We start from the raw sequence: 21,007 nt of genomic DNA, 5'->3' as shown, positions 1-21,007 counted from the left end.
TTTTAATTAATGGCTATGATGTCGTCGTGGCTATTTTTATAGTCCAGAGCATAATTTAATTCGCCCTGCGATTCTGCATAAAGCGTGTATAATAATTGGTCTTTTTCAATTTTGTCGTTCAAATGGACATTCAGTGAAATCCCTGCCGATTTGGATTTTGGTGCACCCGAAAGCTTGGCAAGTTTTGCAATCTTTCTGTTATCGATTCTTTTTAAAATTCCTGATTTTTCTGATTTGATTTCGACTTTATAGCGTGCTAAAACAGGTTTTGAAAAGCGACCTTGGGCTTTACAAATGGCGATAAATTTTTCATAAGCTTTTCCAGATTCAAGTACTTTTTGTGCAGTTTTCCTTCCTTTTCCTTTTTCAACTTTTCCAGAAAGTTCCAATAATTCCCCTGCCAAAAACAACGCTCTTTCCAATAGGTCTTTGGGAGCATCAGCTTCATTTTTTAAGACCTTTAATATATCGATGGCTTCTAATGTAGGACCAATACCTCTTCCAATTGGCTGCGTACCATCTGTAATAACAACTTTCACTTTTAGACCAACAGCTTTGCCCACGGTTTCCATATGTTCTTTTAATTGCTGTGCCATTTCCGTACTGCGTACCTTTGCGGTTTCTCCCACAGGAATATCAATAATAACGTGTGTGGATCCTGCCGCAGCTTTTTTTGAAAGTACCGAAGCAATCAATTGTCCTTCACTATCAATATCCAAAGCTTTTTCAATTTTAATGAGCACATCATCTGCAGGACTTAATTGCGCCGTTCCTCCCCACACGATGCAACCACCTTCATTTTCTACCACATTTTTTATTTCTTCGGAAGAAAGTGTAACATTGGTCAATACTTCCATTGTATCTGCTGTACCTGCTGGCGAAGTGATGGCACGGGAAGATGTTTTGGGCATTGTAAGCCCATAAGCGGCAACGATGGCTACTATCAATGGCGTTGTTCTATTGCCGGGTAATCCGCCAATACAATGCTTATCAACCACGATTTCTTTGTTCCAATCCAATTGCTTACCGGAAGCAATCATAGCTTTTGTGAGGTCAGATATTTCATCGATATCCATTCGGTCACCTGCACAAGCCGTTATAAATGCCGATAAGTGGATGTTAGAATAATTGCCTTCAACGATATCGGTTATAATTTCATTATAAGCGTTATAATCCAGTTTTTGATTATAGATTTTTGCCCGAACGAGGCTTAAGGATTCAATAGGTTCTAAGTGTGAAACATATAAGGTTTCATTTGGGGAAACATTTAGTTTTTCGGCAGCCGAATCTGAAAGTCCAATTTCATTGGGCATCAGAATATCTGAATTTAGAATATTGAGACTTGCTACAATTGAGGTGCTTACATTGGATATCCTTATTCGGGTAAGTGCCTCAAATCCTTCAGAAATACAGACGTGGCAATCTTCTCGCATATACACCACATTCTCATTTTGGGTATAGATTCCGAGATGTTTGTATTTTAATATGTTTGAGTTTTGTTCCATATTTTCTTGATTATTAAAATTTTGTAACTAATCTAGTTCTTCAATAGTGTACAATTGTGGTATTTGAGCATCCCATCCATAGGTTTCTTTGATGCCTTTTTGAAGTGCTTCCGCACCTTCTTTTTCACCGTGTACAATAAAAATCCGTTCGGGTTTGTTTTTTATCTTACTCATCCAATCCATAAGCTCAGCGTGGTCAGCGTGTGCCGAGAGACCTTCAACTTCAGCTACCTGCATTTTAAAAGGCACCCATTTTCCGTACACTTTTAGCTCCTTTTCGCCTTCCAACAATTTTCTACCACGGGTTCCTTCAGCTTGATAACCCACAAAAAGCAAAGTATTATTAGGGTTTTGCGCCTGTGTTTCAAGATAGTTGAGCATTCGGCCTCCAGTAAGCATTCCACTTCCTGCAATCACGATTTTTGGTTTATCATCATTTCGCAATTCCATAGTTTCGCGATAACTTTTTACCACCGTGAAATGTGAACACATTTCATCACATTCATTATCTTCTAACCTATGCCAATCTCGTGTGCGGTGGAAGAGCTCCAATACACTAGCGCCCATTGGGCTATCCATAATCATTTGTACTTTGGGTATTTTGTTCTCCTTGAGTAATTTCCAAAAAATTAGCATCATCAGTTGGGCACGTTCTACCGAAAAACTTGGAACAAATAGGCTACCGCCTCTATCAAAAGTGTCTTTGACTAATTTTTCAATCTGCGGTATCGCATCCACTTCATCAGGATGAAACCTTCCTCCATAAGTGGATTCAATAAAAAGGACATCTGCCTTTTTTGGTTTTAGAGGTGGATACAATAGTAAATCGTTCGTTCTTCCAATATCTCCTGAAAAAACAAAGCGTTTTCCATGTACATCCAACTCGATGTAGGTAGCTCCAAGAATGTGTCCGTTATATTGAAATCGAGCACTGATGCCATCAAACAATGGAATCCATTGTGCTTGAGGGATGCCCTTAAAATATGGAATGGTTTTTTCTACATCCTTTAAATCGTAGAGTGGTTCTGCTGGGCTATGCTTTGAATAACCTTCCTTATTGGCACGTTCGGCTTCCTGTTCCTGTATTTTACCACTATCATTAAGTATGATTTTTGCGATGTCCATTGTTGGATTGGTGCCATATATAGGTCCCTTAAATCCTTGTTTTACCAACCTAGGCAGATATCCAGTATGATCTAAATGACCGTGTGTTAGCAAAACCATATCAATTTCTGAAACTTCCACAGGTGGATATTCCCAGTTTTTAAGGCGTAATTCTTTTAGCCCTTGAAAAAGTCCGCAGTCTATTAGTATTTTTTTATTGCCTGTGTCCACTAAATATTTTGAGCCGGTTACTGTACCTGCGGCGCCCAAAAAGTGGATGTTTATTTTATTGTTTTTCATTTGTAGTCGTTTTTAAGTCGTTATTCATAATTTACTTCAATAGGCAATCCACTATTTAGTTGCCACCACAACAAGAATGTGCGCTACCTTTGTTTTTTTCAATTGTTTGTAACGCCTCTACTTCCTTGTATAAACCGTGGAAATCTTTTTTAATAAGATGCGCTATTTTTTTTGCAGCTTTTGGATCGGTACTTACCATTTCCAATACTGTTTCAAAAGCCTCTTCTAGCAACGTGCTCTCATCTTCCAAGGCTTGGTAAAATGGTTCAAAATCTATGCTGTTCTGTTGTTTCAATTCTTCAGTTTTCATAAGTTTTGTTTTTAAAATTGTTAAACTTTTTCTCCTTAATGGTTAAGTGCTTTTACACAGCGCTTCTGAATCTTCTAAAATCTTTTTGTGTCTTTTTTTATCAATTCCTATCTGCTTTAATAGCGTAGGATTTTCGTGAAGCTCTTTGCAGAGCACGATGCCTTTGTCTAATAACATTGTTTTTTCTGCTTTAGTCAGCGTAGTTAATGCTGTTAAAGGATGTAGCCCCAGCTTATCTATTCTGTCTTTTAAACCGTTTCCCATAGGATAATCCCAACTTGCCAATAACAACCCTACACATTTACCATATTGAATCGCGTCAGATGTGAATCGCGTATTGGTGTACACACAACCTTTATGAAGATTAGACTCGTGCCCTTTTTGATGTTCCCATTTTGCTTTAACATCCAAAAATCGAGACTGGATATATAATGGGATTTTTACATTACAAGTCCTTCCTTGTTCGCTATGATACTTACATTCAATCATATAATGTTTGTTATCTTTTTGTGCTATCACATCTACTTCGTGCTGCACACAATTACCCTGTACAATCACACCAACTTTTGTTGTATACCCTTCGTGCGCAAATAGTTTTCCCACCAGCTTTTCAAAAGGAAAACCAGAGGGTCCCAATTCCATCAGGGCTTTTTTGAGTTTGTATTTTGAAGCACTTACTCTCGATTTGCCCTTTAGCATTTTAAATGCCATTTGATAGATTTTTTTAGTAGTAATTCCGTCATATAATTGGTCTTCAACTTGCGCTACTATTTGCTGAATCAATTCTTCACTAGCTTGAGACCGTCTTAAGGAATTGATAAGTTTATCCACATCAAAAGCTACCACGTCGCCAGAATACTTAACTATGTTGATTGAATTTTTCATTTTTTAATATGTATTGTCATTACTGGAAGTTCTGAATGATTGGTTACACCCTCGGCAATACTTTTTGAAAATAAGCTCAAAAACCCTGTCTTGCCGTGCGTACTCATCGCAATCAAATCTGCAGACTGATCTTTTAAAAATGTATTGATACCTTCTTCTACCGAAGACTCGTTATGGACGCTCATTGAAAAATTCTTCAAGTCGGGAAACTTTTCAAGAAATTTTTTAACTGGTTTCAACCCAAGTTCTATGCTATTAAAGTCCGTTTCTGTATTTATACGTAACAAATGGATTTTAGCTTCGCACTTTTGAGCTATGGAGAGGACTGCTTGAAACGGATGACTAACATCCTCTACAAAAGCAGATACAAATAGAATATTTTTAAAGGGGAAAGTTACTTCCTCCTCTTTAACCACTATAATTGGTGCATTGGCTTTTCGTACAATCTGCTCAACGTTACTACCCGTTATCTCCCTTACGCGAGCTTTAGTGCCGCTACTTCCTGTAATTATGAAATCGTGGTGAAAATGACCGGAATGTTCCAAAATATCTTTCTGTCCTGAGTCGAACTGAAGAAAGGTTCGGCACTCTAATCCTTGGTGTTCTGCCATCCTTTCTAGTTCAAGTAATTTGGATTTTGCAATGCCAATCTGCTTAACGGTTTCGGGATAGCGTTTTTCTTTGAGTTTGTCGAGTTTTACCCAATCGACTGGTGTTGTCATTAAATGCAGAAAGTGTAATTCGGCATTATATAATTTTGCGATTTTAATCCCAAGATGGGCTGCTTTGGTACAATTTTCAGAGAAATCGGTGGGTACGAGTATGTTTTTCATAATTTTTTTAATTTTAGATTTGTCTTTTATTGGGCAGTATAACCACCGTCTATTATCAATTCGGAACCGGTCATAAACTTTGACTCATCCGAAGCTAGATATACGACGCCATATCCTATATCATCTGGTTCTCCCAAATGTCCAATAGGATGCAGGCTTTCTAACTGTTTTTTACCTTCTTCCACATCACCGTGGGCTTTAAGGAAATTTTCTACCATTGGTGTCCATATATAAGCTGGATGAATGGAATTGACACGGATGCCATAACCCTGTTTCGCGCAATGAAGTGCAGCAGACTTAGTAAATAAAGTTACACCACCTTTACTTGCGTTATATGCAGCTAAATTGGGGTCGCCAATAAGGCCTTCAATCGAAGAAAAGTTAATAATTGAGCCACCTTCTCCGCTTTCTTTTATAGCCTTAATACCGTATTGGGTACCTAGGAAACTGCCATCCAGATTAATGCTTAAAAGTTTTTTCCAGTCTGCAAGCGTTATCTCTTCCACGTTTTTACCGATTGCTATACCAGCAGCATTAGCCAGAATATGTAGCTTTCCAAATGTTTTGAGCGTAGTCTCGATTACCTTTTTCCATTGATCTTCTTTGGATACATCTTGTTTTATAAATATGGCTTCACCGCCATCGTTCTTGATTTGTTGGACTACTTTGTTTCCGTTTTCTTCATCTAAATCAGTTATTACAATTTTTGCTCCTTCGCGTGCCAATAAAATAGCACTTGATTTTCCTAGACCAGAGGCACCTCCTGTGACAATGGCTACTTTATTTTTTACTCGGTCCATAGTTAATATATTAAGTGTTTATAAAAATTTTGTTTTAATATTAGTTTTTGCTTTTACCAGATAGGTTTCTTCAAACTTATGTGTACTAAATACGGTTGTTTTCATTTTTTAAATTCCTAACTGTATTAAAATATATGCTACACCCACGATGACAACAGTTCCAAAAATCAGCATCACGAGTTTCCCTGTTTTTTTAGAACCCTTGAAATAGGCAATAGCCAGTTTCACTAATATATTACTTATAGTTGCCGCTATAATGACATTGGTTGCGAGTGCGAGTTTTTCTTCCAAAGACCCAAATTTCGCCATACTTATGGTTATCGCATCTGTATCTGCCAGTCCAGCAATTAGTGCCGAATAGTATAAACCGCTTTCGCCAAAAAACTTGTTTCCATAAAAAACGGCAAACAGGATAACCACATAAATACCACCAAACCCAAGGGCATTCCACATATTAAGTGGATTCCCAATATTCATATCTGTTTTTGGAACGTCTGTATCCTTTTTTATAAATATGAGTGCGCTAATCAAACAGATAAGCGTGAGGATAGTAAATGGAACGACTAAATAGGAAAGTATGGCACTATTGAAAATATAAGCCAAGATTGCAAGTCTGGGAAACATTATGGCAGAAGCTATAATTATTCCAGCGGCATATTGTTTTGAAAGTTCCGGCAATTCCTTACTTCGAGAGGCATAAATCCAAGCTACTGCGGTACTGGAAATTAGTCCGCCCAAAATTGCCGTGAGTAATATACCTCGCTTGGATCCTACGTATTTTACAAGAAAGTAGCCAATGAAATTTAAGAAAGAGACAATAACTATAATTGCTCCAATCTCAAAAGGGTTCAATAAATTTTCTGGACCGTAGTTCTGGTCCGGTAAGAAGGGCAAAATCAGAAGTGCAATGATTGAAAATTTAATAAAGGCAAAAAGCTCTACTGAAGTAATATTCTTTATGAAAGTATTAAAGGTTGTTTTTAATGATAGCAAAGTAACCACAACTACTGCGGTAGCAACAGCCTCCTTCTGTAAATGATTTGCAACCATAACCCCCAGAATCAATGTAGCAAACAATGCCATATTGGTCGTAATACCTGTCATTACGTGTTTTTGAGCTATGGAAAGATGACTTAACGAAAGAAACAAAAGGAATGCCGCCGCAATAATGATAACCAACCAAGGTGTGTAGGTTATGGAAAGACTCCCTAGAATAAACCCAATGATAGCCACAATAGGGAAGGTTCTTATACCTGCAAAACCTTGTTCTTCTTTCAGCTTATCGTATTCACGCTCCAACCCCAGAATTAGGCCAATGCCCAAACTGATGAGTAATCCAAGGATAAATGGGTTGATATTTTTGAATGTTTCCGTCATTTCTATTTTCCAAAAAGTTCTAAAAGTTCTGTGATATTTTTCTCTGTTTTCATTTTAATAAGAATTAATAATTCCTAAACTTTCATTGGTTTTGGAAATGGATTTTACTGCATCTGTTTCAATTCCTGTAAGTGCTCTAATGGCATCGATAGTTTCAGGTATAACAATAGCTTGGTTATCGACTACATAGGCATAAAACAGTTCATCGCCCACCACTTTTAGCATATCTTCCCAAAGGGCTACTTCATACATATCTCCCCAAGGTCGTCCCATATCCAGAAACATTTCCTTAATGGTATTATTGGAAACCAATCCTTGATCATAACGAATCAGTTTAATTCGGCTAGAGGTTTTAAATGCCTTAAGTACTTCTTCCTTTGAAGCTTGTTTTTTCAACTTCACATTCCAAAAGTGCATATGACTTAAGGTTTCAGGCACTTTTACTGCTGAAGTGATTACGTCCAAATCTGGATCAACACTTTTGGCATCCGGACCTTGATGGCTCGGAATATCTTTTTCGGGAACCATTGTGTTCATAATACCACCTAAATGGCTTTCCCAAGGATCTGTCGCTCTTCTTAAAAGTGTACCCCTGGCATAATCCAATAAATCAGCTCTTTTTAGGGCAGTTAATGTTCTTAAAATAGAGGTAGTATTGCAGGAGACAACTCTTGTAGCATTTAGGTTTATAGCTGATTCATAATTGTTTTCTGCACTAAAGGAATGACCTGTAGTTTCGTGTTTTTCGCCTCCGTGTAAAATAAATTTGATATTTTGTTCTTTATAAATCGCCACATTTTGAGCTGCAATTTTTTTAGGCGTACAGTCGACGACGAGATCTGATTTTTTTAGAAGTTCCTGCATATCGCCTTTTATTGAAATACCTTCGGACTTCATTTTATCAGATGCTTCTTCAGTAGCAGCATAAATATCATAATCCTTTCTTACTGCATTTTGAATACGCCAATCGCTAATAATATCGCACACTCCCGCAAGCTTCATATCGTCTTGTAGATTGATGGCATCGGCCACCCTTTTTCCAATGACTCCGTAGCCTATAACTGCTATGTTTTTCATATTAATTTCTTTTTAAATTAATTATTTTTACTACTTATTGTTTCCATTCCCATCGGCATATTACCTTCATCGTCTGTATGCGAAATCATAAAAAGACGTTCCGAAACAATTATTAGAACAATCCCAATTGCCGCTACAATAAGTACCAAAGGATCGTTCAAATATTTTATATAAATAAAGGCCGAGAGTACCGCAATGTCCATTATAATGGCTATCAAAGGAATGATAGGCCGAAAATTTACTTCGTTTTTAAGATGGCGGTAGAGCCCCCAATGGATAGCAATATCCATAATGAGGTAGAATATGGCACCAATGGAAGCAATTCTTGTTAAATCAAATAGAACAGTCAGTAAAATAGCCAGTGAAACAGTGAATATGAGAGCAGGGTTTTTAATCTTTCCTATTTTTTTTAAGGATGGAACCTGCTTCATATTACTCAACATAGCTAACAAGCGTGAGGCTGAAAAGACACTTGCGATAACGCCAGAAAAGGTTGCTACTATGGCTATGGCAATGGTAATCCAAGAACCCCATTCCCCAAAAATAGGTTGGGCAGCGGCAGCCAAGGCATAGTCTTTTGCTTCGATTATTTCAGGAATGCTCAAACCTCCTGCAACTGCCAATGCCAAGGCTACATATATTAGCGTACAGATAAGAATAGAAAAGACAATCGATCGCCCAAGGTTCTTATGTGGATTTTTGATGTCTCCACCCTGATTTGTAATAGTAGTAAACCCTTTATAAGCAAGAATTGCCAACGCCAAGGCAGCAACAAAACCGAATCCTTGCGGCAATGCTTCAGTATTTTTTGGAATATAGTTTCCAGTAATATCTGCAAATCCAGAAACTATTAGACCAGCAATGGCAAGTATTGCTATACCTGCAACTTTAATAATTGCCGTAAAAGTGGCTGTTGTGCCAATTACTTTATTACCTAAAATATTTACAATATATGCCGTAACTAAAAGCAGAATACCAAGAATGGATGCATAACCAGCAAAACTTTCAGGGAACAAGCGAAGTGTATAGGCGCCGAAAGTGCCTGCTACCAAACTTTCTGAAACTACCATTGATACATACATCAACAAAGAAAAGACACCTGTTGTGGTTCCAGGCCCGTAGGATTTATTTAAAAATTTTACGACACCTCCAGAGGAAGGAAAAGCATTTGAGAATTTTACATAGGAATATGAGCTGAAACCCACTACAACGGCACCTGCAATAAAAGCAATTGGGAATAGATCGCCCACTAGCTCTGCTATTTGCCCCATAAGGACAAATATGCCAGCACCAATCATTACGCCGGTGCCAAGAGATATGGAACCTATTAGTGACAGCTTATTATTTTTGCTTGATGTGTTTTTCATTTTTAAATACCTTTATCGAAAACATAAATAACCGCCCAAAGTGCAAGAATAATTAGAGACCATATGAACCAGACGTATTGCATAAATGCTAAATAGTACTTCTAATTTTTATTTGGGCATTATAAAATGCTCCAATACAAGCGCCTATTAACCACCAAAGAATAAAAGTTTGTACTATTCCCATTAACACTTCTAAAGGAGGCACATTCATTCTAATTATACTGGTAGTATCCAAACCGTGCAAAAGGCTATTAAAAAAGGTAATTGAACCTTCTTGTCCTGCCGTTGCCATAACGATCATACAGCCCAAATAAATTAAGGCTCCTGTAAGGCCGAAAGCAAAACCGAGTTTTTTTATGTTTAATCGATACATAGTTTTATAATTTTGAGTTAGTTTTCTGATTTTAGAATCTTTTTAGATTCTTCATAATCTTCCTTGGATATCTCTCCTTTCGCAAAGCGTTTTTTAAGAATATCCAGTGGGCTGTCTTTCTTTGATTTTTGATAAGGTATGTCCGTGGGAATGAAAAATATCAAGGCCAAGAAAAAGAACCAGATAATCCATCATATAAAATGCATACCATCGTAGTGATTCATAATATTAGTTTTTAGGTATTAAGATTTTTAGGACTGTCCGCGTTTAAAATCTTTTTAGATTTTTCATAATCTTCCTTGGTTATTTCGCCTTTTGCAAAACGTCTTTTCAAAATATCCAGTGGGTTTTCTTTCTTTGATTTTTGATATGGGATATCTGCTGGGATAAAAAATATCCAAGCGATTAAGGCTATCCATATAATCCACCATATTAGGTGCATTCCTCCAAAATTTCCATCGTAATAGTGCATAATTTTGATTTTTAGTTGTTATTAATTTCCGTTATAGTATAGCCATTGAGCCCATCAAGTTGCTTTTGTAATTCGGCCACTGAAAGTGCTTCATTCATCGTAATGAGAGTAGCTCCTTTCGGTGCTAGCGAAATCTCTACTTTTTCGATGTTGGAATGTTCTTCTAGTGTCTTCTTGACCCTAGCGACACATCCACCACAACTGATTCCGTTAATTTGAAATTTTTGTTTCATTGTTTTTATTAATAATGATTATGTCCTTCGTGCTGCTCTTCAGCTTTTACAGATGGTACATTTTTACCATTGTTGGCTTCCTCATTTTGTTTATGTTGTGAATGATTATGACCACCGTGTCGATGCGACCCGTGGGGCATAAATAAATGGCAAGCAAACATAAAAATGATGAAAATAAAGAGGGATGAACCACCACCAATACCAAATGATGGTGCTAAAAAGATGAACATTAGTGGCAGTCCACAACCGATGACCATCCAAATCCAGTGATTGTTTTTCATTGTTTTTGATTTTAAATATTAATGATGTTCTTTATGGTCGTCTTTAGTTTGAGTATCCATATTGTCCATCTTATTCATTCCTTGCATATCCATTCCTTTTTCGCCCATCATCTTTGAGCAGGATTCCATACAGCCCTCGCTCATCATTCCTTTTTCGTGCATCATTTTCATCATAGTTCCCATCATTTTTCCGTCATTCATCATTCCGTTCATCATTGAGTGCATCATTTGATTGTTACCCATCACCTGTTTCATCATCGTGCTATCTCTCATCATCATTTGCATGCCTTCTCCTTGCATCATTGAGCCCATCATTTTTTTGTTTCCTTGCATCATCTGCATGGCGTTTTCGTCATTTTGCATATTATCCATAAACTCGGCCATATAATCATCATTCTGGGTAATGGTATTGAAAACTTCTGTACGGGTTTCAGGATTATCCATTAATACTTGAGGATCTGTTTCTTGTTTGCAACTGTTTAAGCTTAAAAGCCCAATTGCAGATAAAATAATTACTAGTGTTTTCATAATTTTCTATTTTTATTTAGTTAAACATTTATTTTAATTTTTATAAACCCATTCCTAGCAATCCATAAATCGTAGTTGAAGGAATGGGTTATAAGCTATTAAGTGTTAGATTTTAAAAATGCATTAATTTTTATATTCCCTACTATTTAGATTAATCGTGCATTTTGGCTTTCAAGAATTATACATTTATAAAAATTGATAGTTCCTATTTTCTTTGTGAGCGATTGTATATCAATTTCGTTCTTACCATTTTAATTTTGAGTTTTCAGCCATAACACAATTTTTAGGACAATTATATCCATAGAATATCTTTTTCAATTTCAAAATTTATTTATCATTTTTTTTTTTGAAATTGAAATATATTACCATCAGTAATATTAATATTAGAATTATGGGAATCCACCAGCCCATATGCATTCCCCAGTAATAGTAATCTTCATTATTGTTCATCATGATTTCAAATTTTTTCGATTAAACTTCAGAATTTTTAACTTGTAACTCACTTATTCATTTTATTCAATCCCTACATATTCATTCCTTTGTCTCCCATCATATTCTTACTGGATTGCACGCAATCTTCGATCATGATTCCTTTTTCATTTTTTCTTTCAATTTCTTCATCATTTCAGGATTTTTTTCCATCATTTCTTCCATCATTTCAGGGTTTTCATTCATCATTTGCATCATCTTTGCTTTCATTTCCTTTTTCATCATTTCGTTTTTATGGATTTCATCCATCAGCATTTTACGTCCCATTTCGCTCTCCATCAATTTAGCGAGCATTTTGGATTGCATCTTTTGCTTCATTTCCGGGTTTTCCTCCATCATCATCTGCATATGGGACTGCATCTTTTCTTTCATTTCGGGATTTTTCTCAATCATCATTTTCATATTACCAGATTCCATCTGTTCCATATGAGCCTTCATCAAAATCTTTTTGGCCGCTTGATCTTTTTGAGCCTCGTTGATGAAATTGGTCAACTGAACTGGGTTTGAAATGATTTCTTTATAGATGGCATTTCTATTTTGTTCAACCTGCATTGTTTCGGTGGCATTGAAGGATGATTTGCAACTAAGCATTGTTCCAACTACTCCAATTATCATTAAAATTTTTACTGTTGTTTTCATTTTTAGATTATTTAGCATTTATTTAAACTAATTTTTTATATTGCTTTAATTGAATGAGTTCATTAACTTACTCTATCTTCAATTTGATAAAGAACTTTTCAATGGTTGTCTTTTCATTGGTAGAAAATAGTTTATTCAATATTTTATAGTCAAGATGAAGACTTGATGCCAATAGTTCAGATATTTTTATTTTAATATGTAATGGCGGCTCTTGCAATTGTTCAATTAAAATATTCCTGATTCTTTCTTTAAGCATTTCATCTTCGAACTGAACGGTTTTAAAATCATTGGCGTGAAGTACAGTTTTAACGGCGTTTATAATTTTATCAATGGTTTTCTTTGGTGCTTCCACCACCAACCTTCCCAATTCTAATGAAAGTATGGTTACACGAAGTCCCAGTAATTCCTGTCTAATTACTTTTACGCAGCGATTACGGACCATATTTCTTATCCAAAATTCTTTTGCTACACTCATAATATGTTATGTGTTGCTATTGTGCATTGTGCTAAATAGGTTAAAAGGTTTAGCCTTTACCGATTTAATTGTGTAATGATTGTTGTTCCGAATTGGGTGCAACAATTTTTAGCCAGAATACTTTGGCTGTTTTAGAGCACGCAGATCAACGTAACAATCTGCAATAGAGAAAATTAAATTAAGAAAGTCTGTTGCAGAACTTGAATGTCTGTTGATAAGAAAGGTGGTCTATAGGTTTGAAAAGAAATTACATTTTCACCTAGTCCTTCAAAAAGATTTATATAGGTATATAAAAAAGTATTGACGAAAACCAGAGTCTCGCTTTCTAAAATGGTATTAGATCTTTTGAAGGTATCATCTCCTACTTTAACAATGGCTTTATTGATACAGCAATCTTTCTCTTGTAGGGTAGTACATTGTTTGGTTGGTGAATCTTTCTTTTGAACTTTGTCTTTGCAGACTTTTGCTTTGCCTAAAATGGACATATCTATCAATTTATTACAACAAAAGTGCATATCTACCGTAAATGAAGTAGTAGCAAACAGTATAGAAATTGCTAAGAGAAAGGACAATATTTTAGTAAAAAAAGTTTTCACATTATAAAAATTACAATTAGTGATTTATAACTTTAATTCAATTAAACAAAAGTAATTCTAATGACTGAACAAAAAGATGATATTTATCATAATATACAATTGATCAGTCTTGGTTATTTGCAAAAGATAAAGTGTTTTATGTGTAAATAAATTTATGGGAAAGAAGACTTCTTACGGAGTTTTAAAAGGGGTATCGATATTCTTAATTTTAGATAGAAAATGAAATAAATTATAGCTGCTATAAAATCTGCCAGCAAAACAGACGTGCATACAATAAACTTTGACCAATGAAGATGCCCCTAATTATGCCCCCTAAAATAAAAAAGCCCGTAAACATTGCGTTTACGGGCTTTAAAGTGGAGCCGGAGGGATTCGAACCCTCGTCCAAACAAGCAATTATAATGCTTTCTACATACTTAGTTTTCATTTAGATTTTCGTGAGCTTGCCGGTCGAAAACTACCAACGCACCCCTTATCTTTACTTGAGCTTCACCGCAGCATCAAAGCACTATTGCGGCTAGGTTTACTATTACGAAGTCTCTATATCAATCGCCGTAAACCAAGGCAATCGAGAAACTTCCTGCTTGCCTACCTAGTAGGCCGAGGCATTATCCTACTATAATTCGGATTATGCAGCTAGGGCGTAGTTATTCTCGCCGTTTAAAAAGTGTGAAAAATGAGATTAACGAGCTGTTTCCCAGCGCTCGGTATGCTTACAATATAATTAGACCCGCTGTCAAAACCAGTCGGCCCCAAATTCCTACGAAGGTAGGAATCTCATGATCATTTCTGAAATCATGAATATTTTCAAAGATCTTTATCACATCGTGTGATTCCGAATTTTCTTCGGGATTTTTTCGAGATGTGGGCGTTCCTAAAGTGAGCTACGCTCTACTTTAGGGCGGGCTTTCAGCGTTACACGGTAACGTCTTCAATCCCTAACGCAAATCCTATCTCGCATACCATTTAACTTTTAAAAAGCTTGTGGTATATCACGTTTAAGGTTCGCAAAGATACAAGAAATACATATCTTTGCCACCTTAATATCCCGATTCCTATCGGTCAAAAAGTATACCAAATGGCTATCACCTTCGCAATCATCAAAGAACGTAAAAATCCACCAGACAGACGAGTTGTTTTTTCACCTCAAAAATGCCAAGAATTGGTGCAAAAATTTCCTGACGCGAAGATTATCGTGGAAGCTTCAGAGGTTCGAATTTTTCCTGATGATGCGTATCGCAAAGCCGGATTTGAGATAAAAGAGGATGTTTCGGAAGCAGCTATAATGCTTGGTGTAAAAGAAGTGCCCGTTTCGGCACTGATTCCGAAGAAAAAATACTTCTTCTTTAGTCATACCATCAAAAAACAACCCTACAATCGAAAACTACTAAAAGCGGTGCTTGACGCCAAAGTGGAACTATACGATCATGAGACTATTGTAAAAAAGAACGGCGGACGACTAATAGGATTTGGAAGATACGCCGGACTGGTTGGCGCTTACAATGGTTTTAGAGCAATGGGAATGCGTGACCAATTATTCGACTTACCCAAGGTTGAGACCTTAGCCGATCTTAAAGCTGTAAAGGCCGAATTGAATAAAATTAGTCTTCCGAAGCATTTAAGAATCATTTTATCCGGAACCGGAAAAGTAGCAAAAGGAGCCAAGGAAATTCTAGATCATCTTAAAATAGCGGAAGTGACAGATGCCGATTATCTTTCAAAAAAATTCGATTTCCCCGTGTATTGTTGCATCGATGTCACCGAATACAACAAACGAATCGATGGGAAGCCTATGGATAAGTTAGCGTTTTATAAAGATCCAACGGGCTATGAGAGTGATTTTATGAAATATGCTAAAGTAAGTGATATGTTTATTGCAGGCCATTTTTATGGGAATGGAGCACCTTTTTTGTTTAGCAGAGAAGATGCTAAAAGCCCCAAATTTAATATCAATTTAGTTGCAGATATATCCTGTGATATTGATGGACCTGTAGCCAGTACTCTAAGAGCATCGACTATTGCTGATCCATTTTATGGCTATGATCCTCAAAACGAAACTGAAGTCGCTATCGATGCTCCAGGAGCTATTACTGTTATGGCGGTAGATAATTTACCTTGTGAACTTCCAAAGGATGCTAGCGAAGGGTTCGGTACCATGTTTCTGGAAAATGTGATACCGGCATTCTTCAATGGAGATGAAAGAGGAGTTTTAGAGCGGGCACGAATTTCTACTGAGGAAGGATCTCTCACCAAACGGTTTTCGTATTTACAAGATTATGTGGATAATAAGCCTGTAAACTTTTAAGTTTATTACTATAATTCTGATTATTTTGCGCGGTTTATAGATTATTATTGCGCTTTATCGAGTATGCTAAGATTATTCTTACAATAGTTTTCATAAGTCCCGATTAAAGTATACAATTGCACTATAAAGTGCGCCTCATGAAAATCTTTGCCCCATTATTTATCATGCTGCTTATCAGCAGTTCTATTTATTGTCAAATAGGTATTAATACCACCGAACCGTCTGCAACTCTTGATGTAAACGGTACCATACGTATACGAGATTTTAATTCTCTCCATGATTCGGAAGCTATTAAGATTGTTGGTATGGATGAAGAAGGTAATCTCGTTGATGTTTCCGTTGGAGAGAATATAATTCTTGAAAACAACGAACTTAGAGTAGTAGAAACCATATACCATACGTATATAACCCCACTCATACCTGGAACAACTATAGATGATTATGATTTGTTGATCCTTCCGGGAGAACCTAATGAGGATTATAAGATCATGCGGATTCTGACGGTGAATAATTTTGTGAATTTTACCGGACTCAAGGCCGGTTTGGATGGACAAATAATCTGGTTAATGAATTATTCTGATAGGATTAAACTGCTTCCTCTCAATAGTGGCTCAGCTCCTCAAAATCAATTCTTAATTAATAATGCGATAACCATTTTCAAGTACGAATCGGTGCAACTAGTTTATGATGCCACACTTCAAAAGTGGCTGTTATTGGGTCGTTAGAAAAGTATAGTCCAATTGTTTAAACGTTTAAAAAAATACGCTGTTCAACTTACGAACAGCGTATTTTTTTATAGACTTATTCTTCATTGCGTTTATAAAACCCGATTAACTTATTTGGCTCAATAACCATATCGCTAATAGTGATGGCTTTCTTGTAAGGTTCTAGTAATTAGTAATATAATTCCGATTCTTTGTTGCTTTTTATCGAATATATACGCATTTTATCGAAAAGATTAAGATAATTCTTACATATGCTTTGAAAAGTCCCGATTAAAGCATAAAATTGTTCTATAAAGTACGCCTCATGAAAATATTAGCCCCATTTTTCGTCTTACTGCTTATTAGCAGTACTATTTACAGTCAAGTTGGAATTAATACTACCGAGCCTACCAGTACGCTGGATGTAGCAGGTACCATACGAATGAGAGGCATGGAGCCTAATGACGGAGAAGTTATTGGTGAAACTCCATTGCTGGCCACAAAGATTCTTGGACTCGATGATTTAGGAAACTTTATAGAAGTTGAAATCGATGAGAATGTGATTTTAAAAAATAACAAGATAAGTGCCATTGACCGAGTTGTCGAAATAGGATCAGCACCTACCTTTGTGCTACCAGTAGTAAGTGACATTGCAATGCTAATACTTCCTGGGGAACCTAATGAAGATTATAAAGTAATAAGACTAAACAGTATTTGGCCTACAATGACAATGACCGGCTTATTAGCAGGGGTTGATGGCCAAACAATTTGGTTGTACCCACAAACTAGTGATTTAATTATCCTAAGGAACAGTTTACTATCCCTATTAGGAAACCGAATTGAAGGTTCAGGTAATGTTTTAGTAGAGCAATATGAGATGGTACAACTAATGTATGATGGTGTCAGAGGTAAATGGATAATAATGCAACAATAGCACAACTATCTATGATGAGCTTATAAAGCTGAATTTATATCGAAAAATTATAAAAATGCACACTATAAATGTTATAGCGTGCATTTTTTTTTGTGAAAGATACCAGCTATACCTATAATAATGTAGTTCTATACCGTAAATACTAGGCATACGTTACACTTGTCTTCATGAACATCATACGTCTGTATTTACAGCACCAATCGAGAATCAACCGGCTTGTTATAGGCGTAGTTATAAAATAATGGATATTGGTGTTTCATTCCTGCGATTTACCCAATGGGCTATGGAATAAATTGCTTTCAACTACTGCTTCTTTGGTTTTTTTGTGAGAAGGAGGATATTTTGAGTTTAGTGCAAAGGAGCGGCTTTAATATTGAGAAATGGTAGTGGAGCTTCTGTATAGTCTAAAAACAATAAGACACAGCCTTAAAAGCTCTCAAATGGTAAAGGGGATTAGCAAGAATAAACGAAGACTGGAAAGAGGTTCTAGAAAGTTCTCACAAATTTGTCCAAATTTAAATGAGACGCGATCTTATTTATAAAATAATCGTTCTTAAACGGCTTAATAATAAGATCATTCATCAAATCGAATGAACTCTCTTCGGTAACCTTCTCCAGCTCTACGGCGGTTAGCGCAACAATAGGTATTTCGGTATTAAATGTTCTAATGATTACGGTGGTTTCAAATCCAGACATTTCGGGCATGTTGATGTCCATTAATATTAAATCGAATGATTCTTTTCGAAGTAATTCAATAGACTTCCTACCGCTTTCAACTATTGTGACATCAGCTCCGTATAGTTCTAATGTTTTTTTAGTTACGATCAAATTTATCTTGTTATCGTCGACAGCAAGGATTCGTTTGTTTTTGAATTTTTCAGGATCACGATTTTCTAAACTGTCATTTTCCTCTTCCTCATTTACAGAACGTTCAAAAAGTAACACAAAGTTTACGGTGGTGCCGGCACCAAGTTCGCTCGATATTTCGATTTCCGACTTATGCATTTCAAGCAATTTTTTAACAATTGGTAAGCCCAGACCGGTTCCATGAAAGTTATCTGTTGTCTTCGAATGCGAAAACTCATTGAACATTTCACGCTGCATCTCTCTAGAAATACCAATTCCGGTGTCTGAAATGCAAAAACCAATTTGAATTTGATCGTTGAGATCTTCTAAACGATTTAATTCAATCTTAATTTCACCGGCATCAGTGAATTTAGATGAATTACCAACCAAGTTCATTAATATCTGTGATAATTTTTCTTGGTCTCCAATAAGTAGTTTTGGAATATCATTGGTTATCGATATGGTATATTTATTGGGATTCGCGGTATTGATAAATTTTGCCGATTCAACTACATTTTTAATTAGATCGTAAATGTTGAATTCTGCTTTATTTAATTTTTTCTTATTGTCTGAATCAATAGCTGTTAATTGAAGTACGTTATTTATAAGGGACAATAAATAATCTGCCGAAAATTTTAAAGACCTTAGATCTTCCGAATGTTCTTTTATTTTTTTATCCTTTATTAGTAGCGATGAAATCCCAATAATACCGTACATAGGTGTTCGGAGTTCGTGAGTGATCTTAGAGAACAATACTGTCTTCGCTTTAGAAAGTTCTTCTGTTTTTTCCTTTGCTTTTAAATATTGTATGTTCTTTTTGGTAAGATCAATAAGAAGCTTTCTACGTCTTCTATCCGAAATAAATAAAAAGATTGAAAATACAAATAGTATGGTTGCAGCGATCTTAATCCAAAGAATTGTGGTCTCTCTTTTAGTAGCCTGTTTATTATATTCGTTTTCCTTTATTTTAGCTTCCAGATCTTTTTCGTATTGATCGAGCTTGAATTTTGCGGTAACGGTTTCTATGGCTTCAATCTTGTCGGTTTTATATTTTTCGCTCTTAAGCGAATCCACTTTCATCACTAATCGATAAGAAGCTTCATAGTTGCCAAGCATAGCTTCCGACTGAGCATAGAATTCATGTCCTTCAATGTTCGCTTCCGTATAGCCAGATTTCTCGGCAAGTTCAATGCATTGTCTAAGTTCTGTTCTGGCCAATGCCGGATAATTTTTAAGTAGATAAAGTCTTCCAAGATTCAACTTTGCAACAGCTCTATATGCCTCTACAATTTGCTTTTTCTCAATGTATCTATTTGTCTCATTAACATAGAATTCCGATTCTTCCAGATTTTTTAAGTCTAGATTTAATTCGGCTATATTGAAATTAAGAATAAAGAGATGTGATGAATCTTTTAATTTTTCGGCTAGTGGAATAGCTTCATGGTACAACTTTATGGCAGGTTTGGCTTTTTCCTGCAATGCATAATAATTTCCTAAATCTATCTTTGCCGTAATGATACTTCGATCGTAATTGTAATTTACTTGTGAAGATTTATCGGGAGCTGCATCATTTATTGCTTTAATTCTTTCAGCTTCTGCTAATGCTTTTGAAAAAATCCGCTTTGCCTGAGTAGTATCCTCTATTTTGAGAAAAGCATTTCCCATGATGCTATAAATAGAGAAAATAGTTTTAAGGTCGTTAATCTCTTTCGCAAGTTTAAGCGTCTCCTGACCTACCTCAATAGTGATATCAAAATTATTTTGATAAAACTGATTTCGCGTATATCTTCTTAGCGAATCAATCTTTTTTATCTTAATTTCACTTTCACTCAGTTTCAAAGTATCCTGAATTGAGACAGGTTTATTCTGCCCTGATAGGTCTGAAAACAACAAGCAAGTTGCTAGGAGAAGAGTAGTTGATAATTTCACTTAAGTAGGTTTGGACGCTAAATATAAATAAAATATCTCAAAACCCACTTAATTGGCTGTTTTATATCGAGATATAGAGGTGATATGCAGTAGTATATAAACTTAATTCTACTGTTTTCCTTATTTAGGGTAAGATCTTTTTAAAATCACTTACTAATTACCCTCATAAAAAGGGATTCCAATTTGTCCGAAAATTATGGTTTTACTTACGGGTTAAGGCTTGGGTTATAAGGATATAGAGTTGCAAGAATTAAAAAACCGTCGCTATTTAACCGACGGTAATTTATAAACTGTAAATGCTAAATTTTAAATTAAAGCTGTTTACTTATCATCATTAGGTTCTCCCGGTAGAATAAGCAAACTGTTGGTTGTTGTTTGATCCTGCATGATTATTTTGTCGTCATTCGGTTCCCCTGGAAGTATAAGAATACTTTCATTTGGAGATGAAAATAATGCGAACATAACGTAAAATAAATAAGTCATATATAAAAGTTTCAACTGAGGTGATGCTGTAGTTCCATTGGTATTGTGAACCACAATTTATAGGTTGCCAACACTATAGGTTCCTTCTTCTGGATTTCAAAAACGTTTAAAAAGTTTCTTTTCCATATGTTATAACCTTTAAGGATAAAGCGAATATTGTAA

Annotated in this window: 23 protein-coding genes and 1 other RNA gene; 3 read left to right on the top strand and 21 right to left on the bottom strand. The window is 35.8% G+C overall.

What is annotated here, in order from left to right; translation table 11 throughout:
• Positions 1-2: 2 nt before the first annotated feature.
• From BXY75_RS16165 to ssrA, 19 genes are all read right to left on the bottom strand, one after another.
• On the bottom strand, positions 3-1,505 hold the full coding sequence (locus BXY75_RS16165) for a thymidine phosphorylase family protein (protein WP_121908814.1): 1,503 nt from the start codon (positions 1,503-1,505) through the stop codon (positions 3-5).
• Positions 1,506-1,532: 27 nt separating this feature from the next.
• Positions 1,533-2,909: an MBL fold metallo-hydrolase RNA specificity domain-containing protein gene (locus BXY75_RS16160; protein ID WP_121908813.1), complete on the bottom strand. Its 1,377-nt coding sequence runs from the start codon at positions 2,907-2,909 to the stop codon at positions 1,533-1,535.
• Between the two features lie 55 nt (positions 2,910-2,964).
• Positions 2,965-3,219, bottom strand: coding sequence for a hypothetical protein (locus BXY75_RS16155; RefSeq protein ID WP_121908812.1), 255 nt, complete (start codon positions 3,217-3,219; stop codon positions 2,965-2,967).
• Between the two features lie 42 nt (positions 3,220-3,261).
• Positions 3,262-4,104: a restriction endonuclease gene (locus tag BXY75_RS16150; RefSeq protein ID WP_121908811.1), complete on the bottom strand. Its 843-nt coding sequence runs from the start codon at positions 4,102-4,104 to the stop codon at positions 3,262-3,264.
• Positions 4,101-4,937: a universal stress protein gene (locus tag BXY75_RS16145; RefSeq protein WP_121908810.1), complete on the bottom strand. Its 837-nt coding sequence runs from the start codon at positions 4,935-4,937 to the stop codon at positions 4,101-4,103. Before BXY75_RS16145 ends, BXY75_RS16150 begins: the two co-directional genes overlap by 4 nt.
• A gap of 26 nt (positions 4,938-4,963) precedes the next feature.
• Entirely contained in the window at positions 4,964-5,737 is a 774-nt protein-coding gene (locus BXY75_RS16140) for an SDR family oxidoreductase (RefSeq protein ID WP_121908809.1), read from the bottom strand.
• A 108-nt stretch (positions 5,738-5,845) separates the two neighbouring features.
• Entirely contained in the window at positions 5,846-7,114 is a 1,269-nt protein-coding gene (locus tag BXY75_RS16135; protein WP_121908808.1) for an MgtC/SapB family protein, read from the bottom strand.
• A gap of 54 nt (positions 7,115-7,168) precedes the next feature.
• The gene (locus tag BXY75_RS16130) at positions 7,169-8,191 is read right to left on the bottom strand and encodes a type II glyceraldehyde-3-phosphate dehydrogenase (protein ID WP_121908807.1); all 1,023 of its coding nucleotides are present in this window, start codon (positions 8,189-8,191) and stop codon (positions 7,169-7,171) included.
• Between the two features lie 17 nt (positions 8,192-8,208).
• Entirely contained in the window at positions 8,209-9,558 is a 1,350-nt protein-coding gene (locus BXY75_RS16125; RefSeq protein WP_121908806.1) for an APC family permease, read from the bottom strand.
• A gap of 88 nt (positions 9,559-9,646) precedes the next feature.
• A complete protein-coding gene (locus BXY75_RS16120) occupies positions 9,647-9,931 on the bottom strand; it encodes a DUF5676 family membrane protein (RefSeq protein WP_121908805.1) in 285 nt (94 codons plus the stop codon).
• A 17-nt stretch (positions 9,932-9,948) separates the two neighbouring features.
• A complete protein-coding gene (locus BXY75_RS16115; RefSeq protein ID WP_245963001.1) occupies positions 9,949-10,095 on the bottom strand; it encodes an SHOCT domain-containing protein in 147 nt (48 codons plus the stop codon).
• A 71-nt stretch (positions 10,096-10,166) separates the two neighbouring features.
• A complete protein-coding gene (locus BXY75_RS16110) occupies positions 10,167-10,403 on the bottom strand; it encodes an SHOCT domain-containing protein (RefSeq protein ID WP_121908804.1) in 237 nt (78 codons plus the stop codon).
• An 11-nt stretch (positions 10,404-10,414) separates the two neighbouring features.
• Positions 10,415-10,636, bottom strand: coding sequence for a heavy-metal-associated domain-containing protein (locus BXY75_RS16105; RefSeq protein WP_121908803.1), 222 nt, complete (start codon positions 10,634-10,636; stop codon positions 10,415-10,417).
• 8 nt (positions 10,637-10,644) lie between these two features.
• On the bottom strand, positions 10,645-10,917 hold the full coding sequence (locus BXY75_RS16100) for a hypothetical protein (RefSeq protein WP_121908802.1): 273 nt from the start codon (positions 10,915-10,917) through the stop codon (positions 10,645-10,647).
• A gap of 18 nt (positions 10,918-10,935) precedes the next feature.
• The gene (locus tag BXY75_RS16095) at positions 10,936-11,445 is read right to left on the bottom strand and encodes a hypothetical protein (protein WP_121908801.1); all 510 of its coding nucleotides are present in this window, start codon (positions 11,443-11,445) and stop codon (positions 10,936-10,938) included.
• Positions 11,446-12,027: 582 nt separating this feature from the next.
• The gene (locus BXY75_RS16090) at positions 12,028-12,573 is read right to left on the bottom strand and encodes a hypothetical protein (RefSeq protein WP_170152915.1); all 546 of its coding nucleotides are present in this window, start codon (positions 12,571-12,573) and stop codon (positions 12,028-12,030) included.
• Positions 12,574-12,640: 67 nt separating this feature from the next.
• Positions 12,641-13,048, bottom strand: coding sequence for a hypothetical protein (locus BXY75_RS16085; protein ID WP_245962999.1), 408 nt, complete (start codon positions 13,046-13,048; stop codon positions 12,641-12,643).
• A gap of 173 nt (positions 13,049-13,221) precedes the next feature.
• Positions 13,222-13,644, bottom strand: coding sequence for an HYC_CC_PP family protein (locus BXY75_RS16080; RefSeq protein WP_121908800.1), 423 nt, complete (start codon positions 13,642-13,644; stop codon positions 13,222-13,224).
• Positions 13,645-13,998: 354 nt separating this feature from the next.
• Positions 13,999-14,398, bottom strand: a transfer-messenger RNA (tmRNA) gene (gene ssrA / locus BXY75_RS16075).
• A gap of 330 nt (positions 14,399-14,728) precedes the next feature.
• On the opposite strand from ssrA, the gene BXY75_RS16070 reads away from it, so the two are divergent.
• From BXY75_RS16070 to BXY75_RS16060, 3 genes are all read left to right on the top strand, one after another.
• The gene (locus tag BXY75_RS16070) at positions 14,729-15,949 is read left to right on the top strand and encodes an NAD(P)-dependent oxidoreductase (protein ID WP_121908855.1); all 1,221 of its coding nucleotides are present in this window, start codon (positions 14,729-14,731) and stop codon (positions 15,947-15,949) included.
• Positions 15,950-16,086: 137 nt separating this feature from the next.
• Positions 16,087-16,674 (top strand): hypothetical protein, encoded by a 588-nt coding sequence (locus BXY75_RS16065; protein ID WP_121908799.1) that lies wholly within the window; start codon positions 16,087-16,089, stop codon positions 16,672-16,674.
• 304 nt (positions 16,675-16,978) lie between these two features.
• The gene (locus tag BXY75_RS16060; protein ID WP_147437300.1) at positions 16,979-17,587 is read left to right on the top strand and encodes a hypothetical protein; all 609 of its coding nucleotides are present in this window, start codon (positions 16,979-16,981) and stop codon (positions 17,585-17,587) included.
• A gap of 486 nt (positions 17,588-18,073) precedes the next feature.
• On the opposite strand, the gene BXY75_RS16055 is transcribed toward BXY75_RS16060, so the two are convergent.
• Both BXY75_RS16055 and BXY75_RS17175 read right to left on the bottom strand, forming a co-directional pair.
• Complete coding sequence (locus tag BXY75_RS16055; RefSeq protein ID WP_121908797.1) at positions 18,074-20,362, bottom strand: ATP-binding response regulator; 2,289 nt, start codon at positions 20,360-20,362, stop codon at positions 18,074-18,076.
• 321 nt (positions 20,363-20,683) lie between these two features.
• Complete coding sequence (locus BXY75_RS17175; protein WP_170152914.1) at positions 20,684-20,845, bottom strand: hypothetical protein; 162 nt, start codon at positions 20,843-20,845, stop codon at positions 20,684-20,686.
• Positions 20,846-21,007: the final 162 nt, after the last annotated feature.

Origin of the sequence: Ulvibacter antarcticus (assembly GCF_003688405.1) — a bacterium.
GTDB lineage: Bacteria > Bacteroidota > Bacteroidia > Flavobacteriales > Flavobacteriaceae > Ulvibacter > Ulvibacter antarcticus.
Note: the sequence above shows the minus strand (reverse complement) of the source record. Positions and strands in the feature narration are given on the sequence as shown.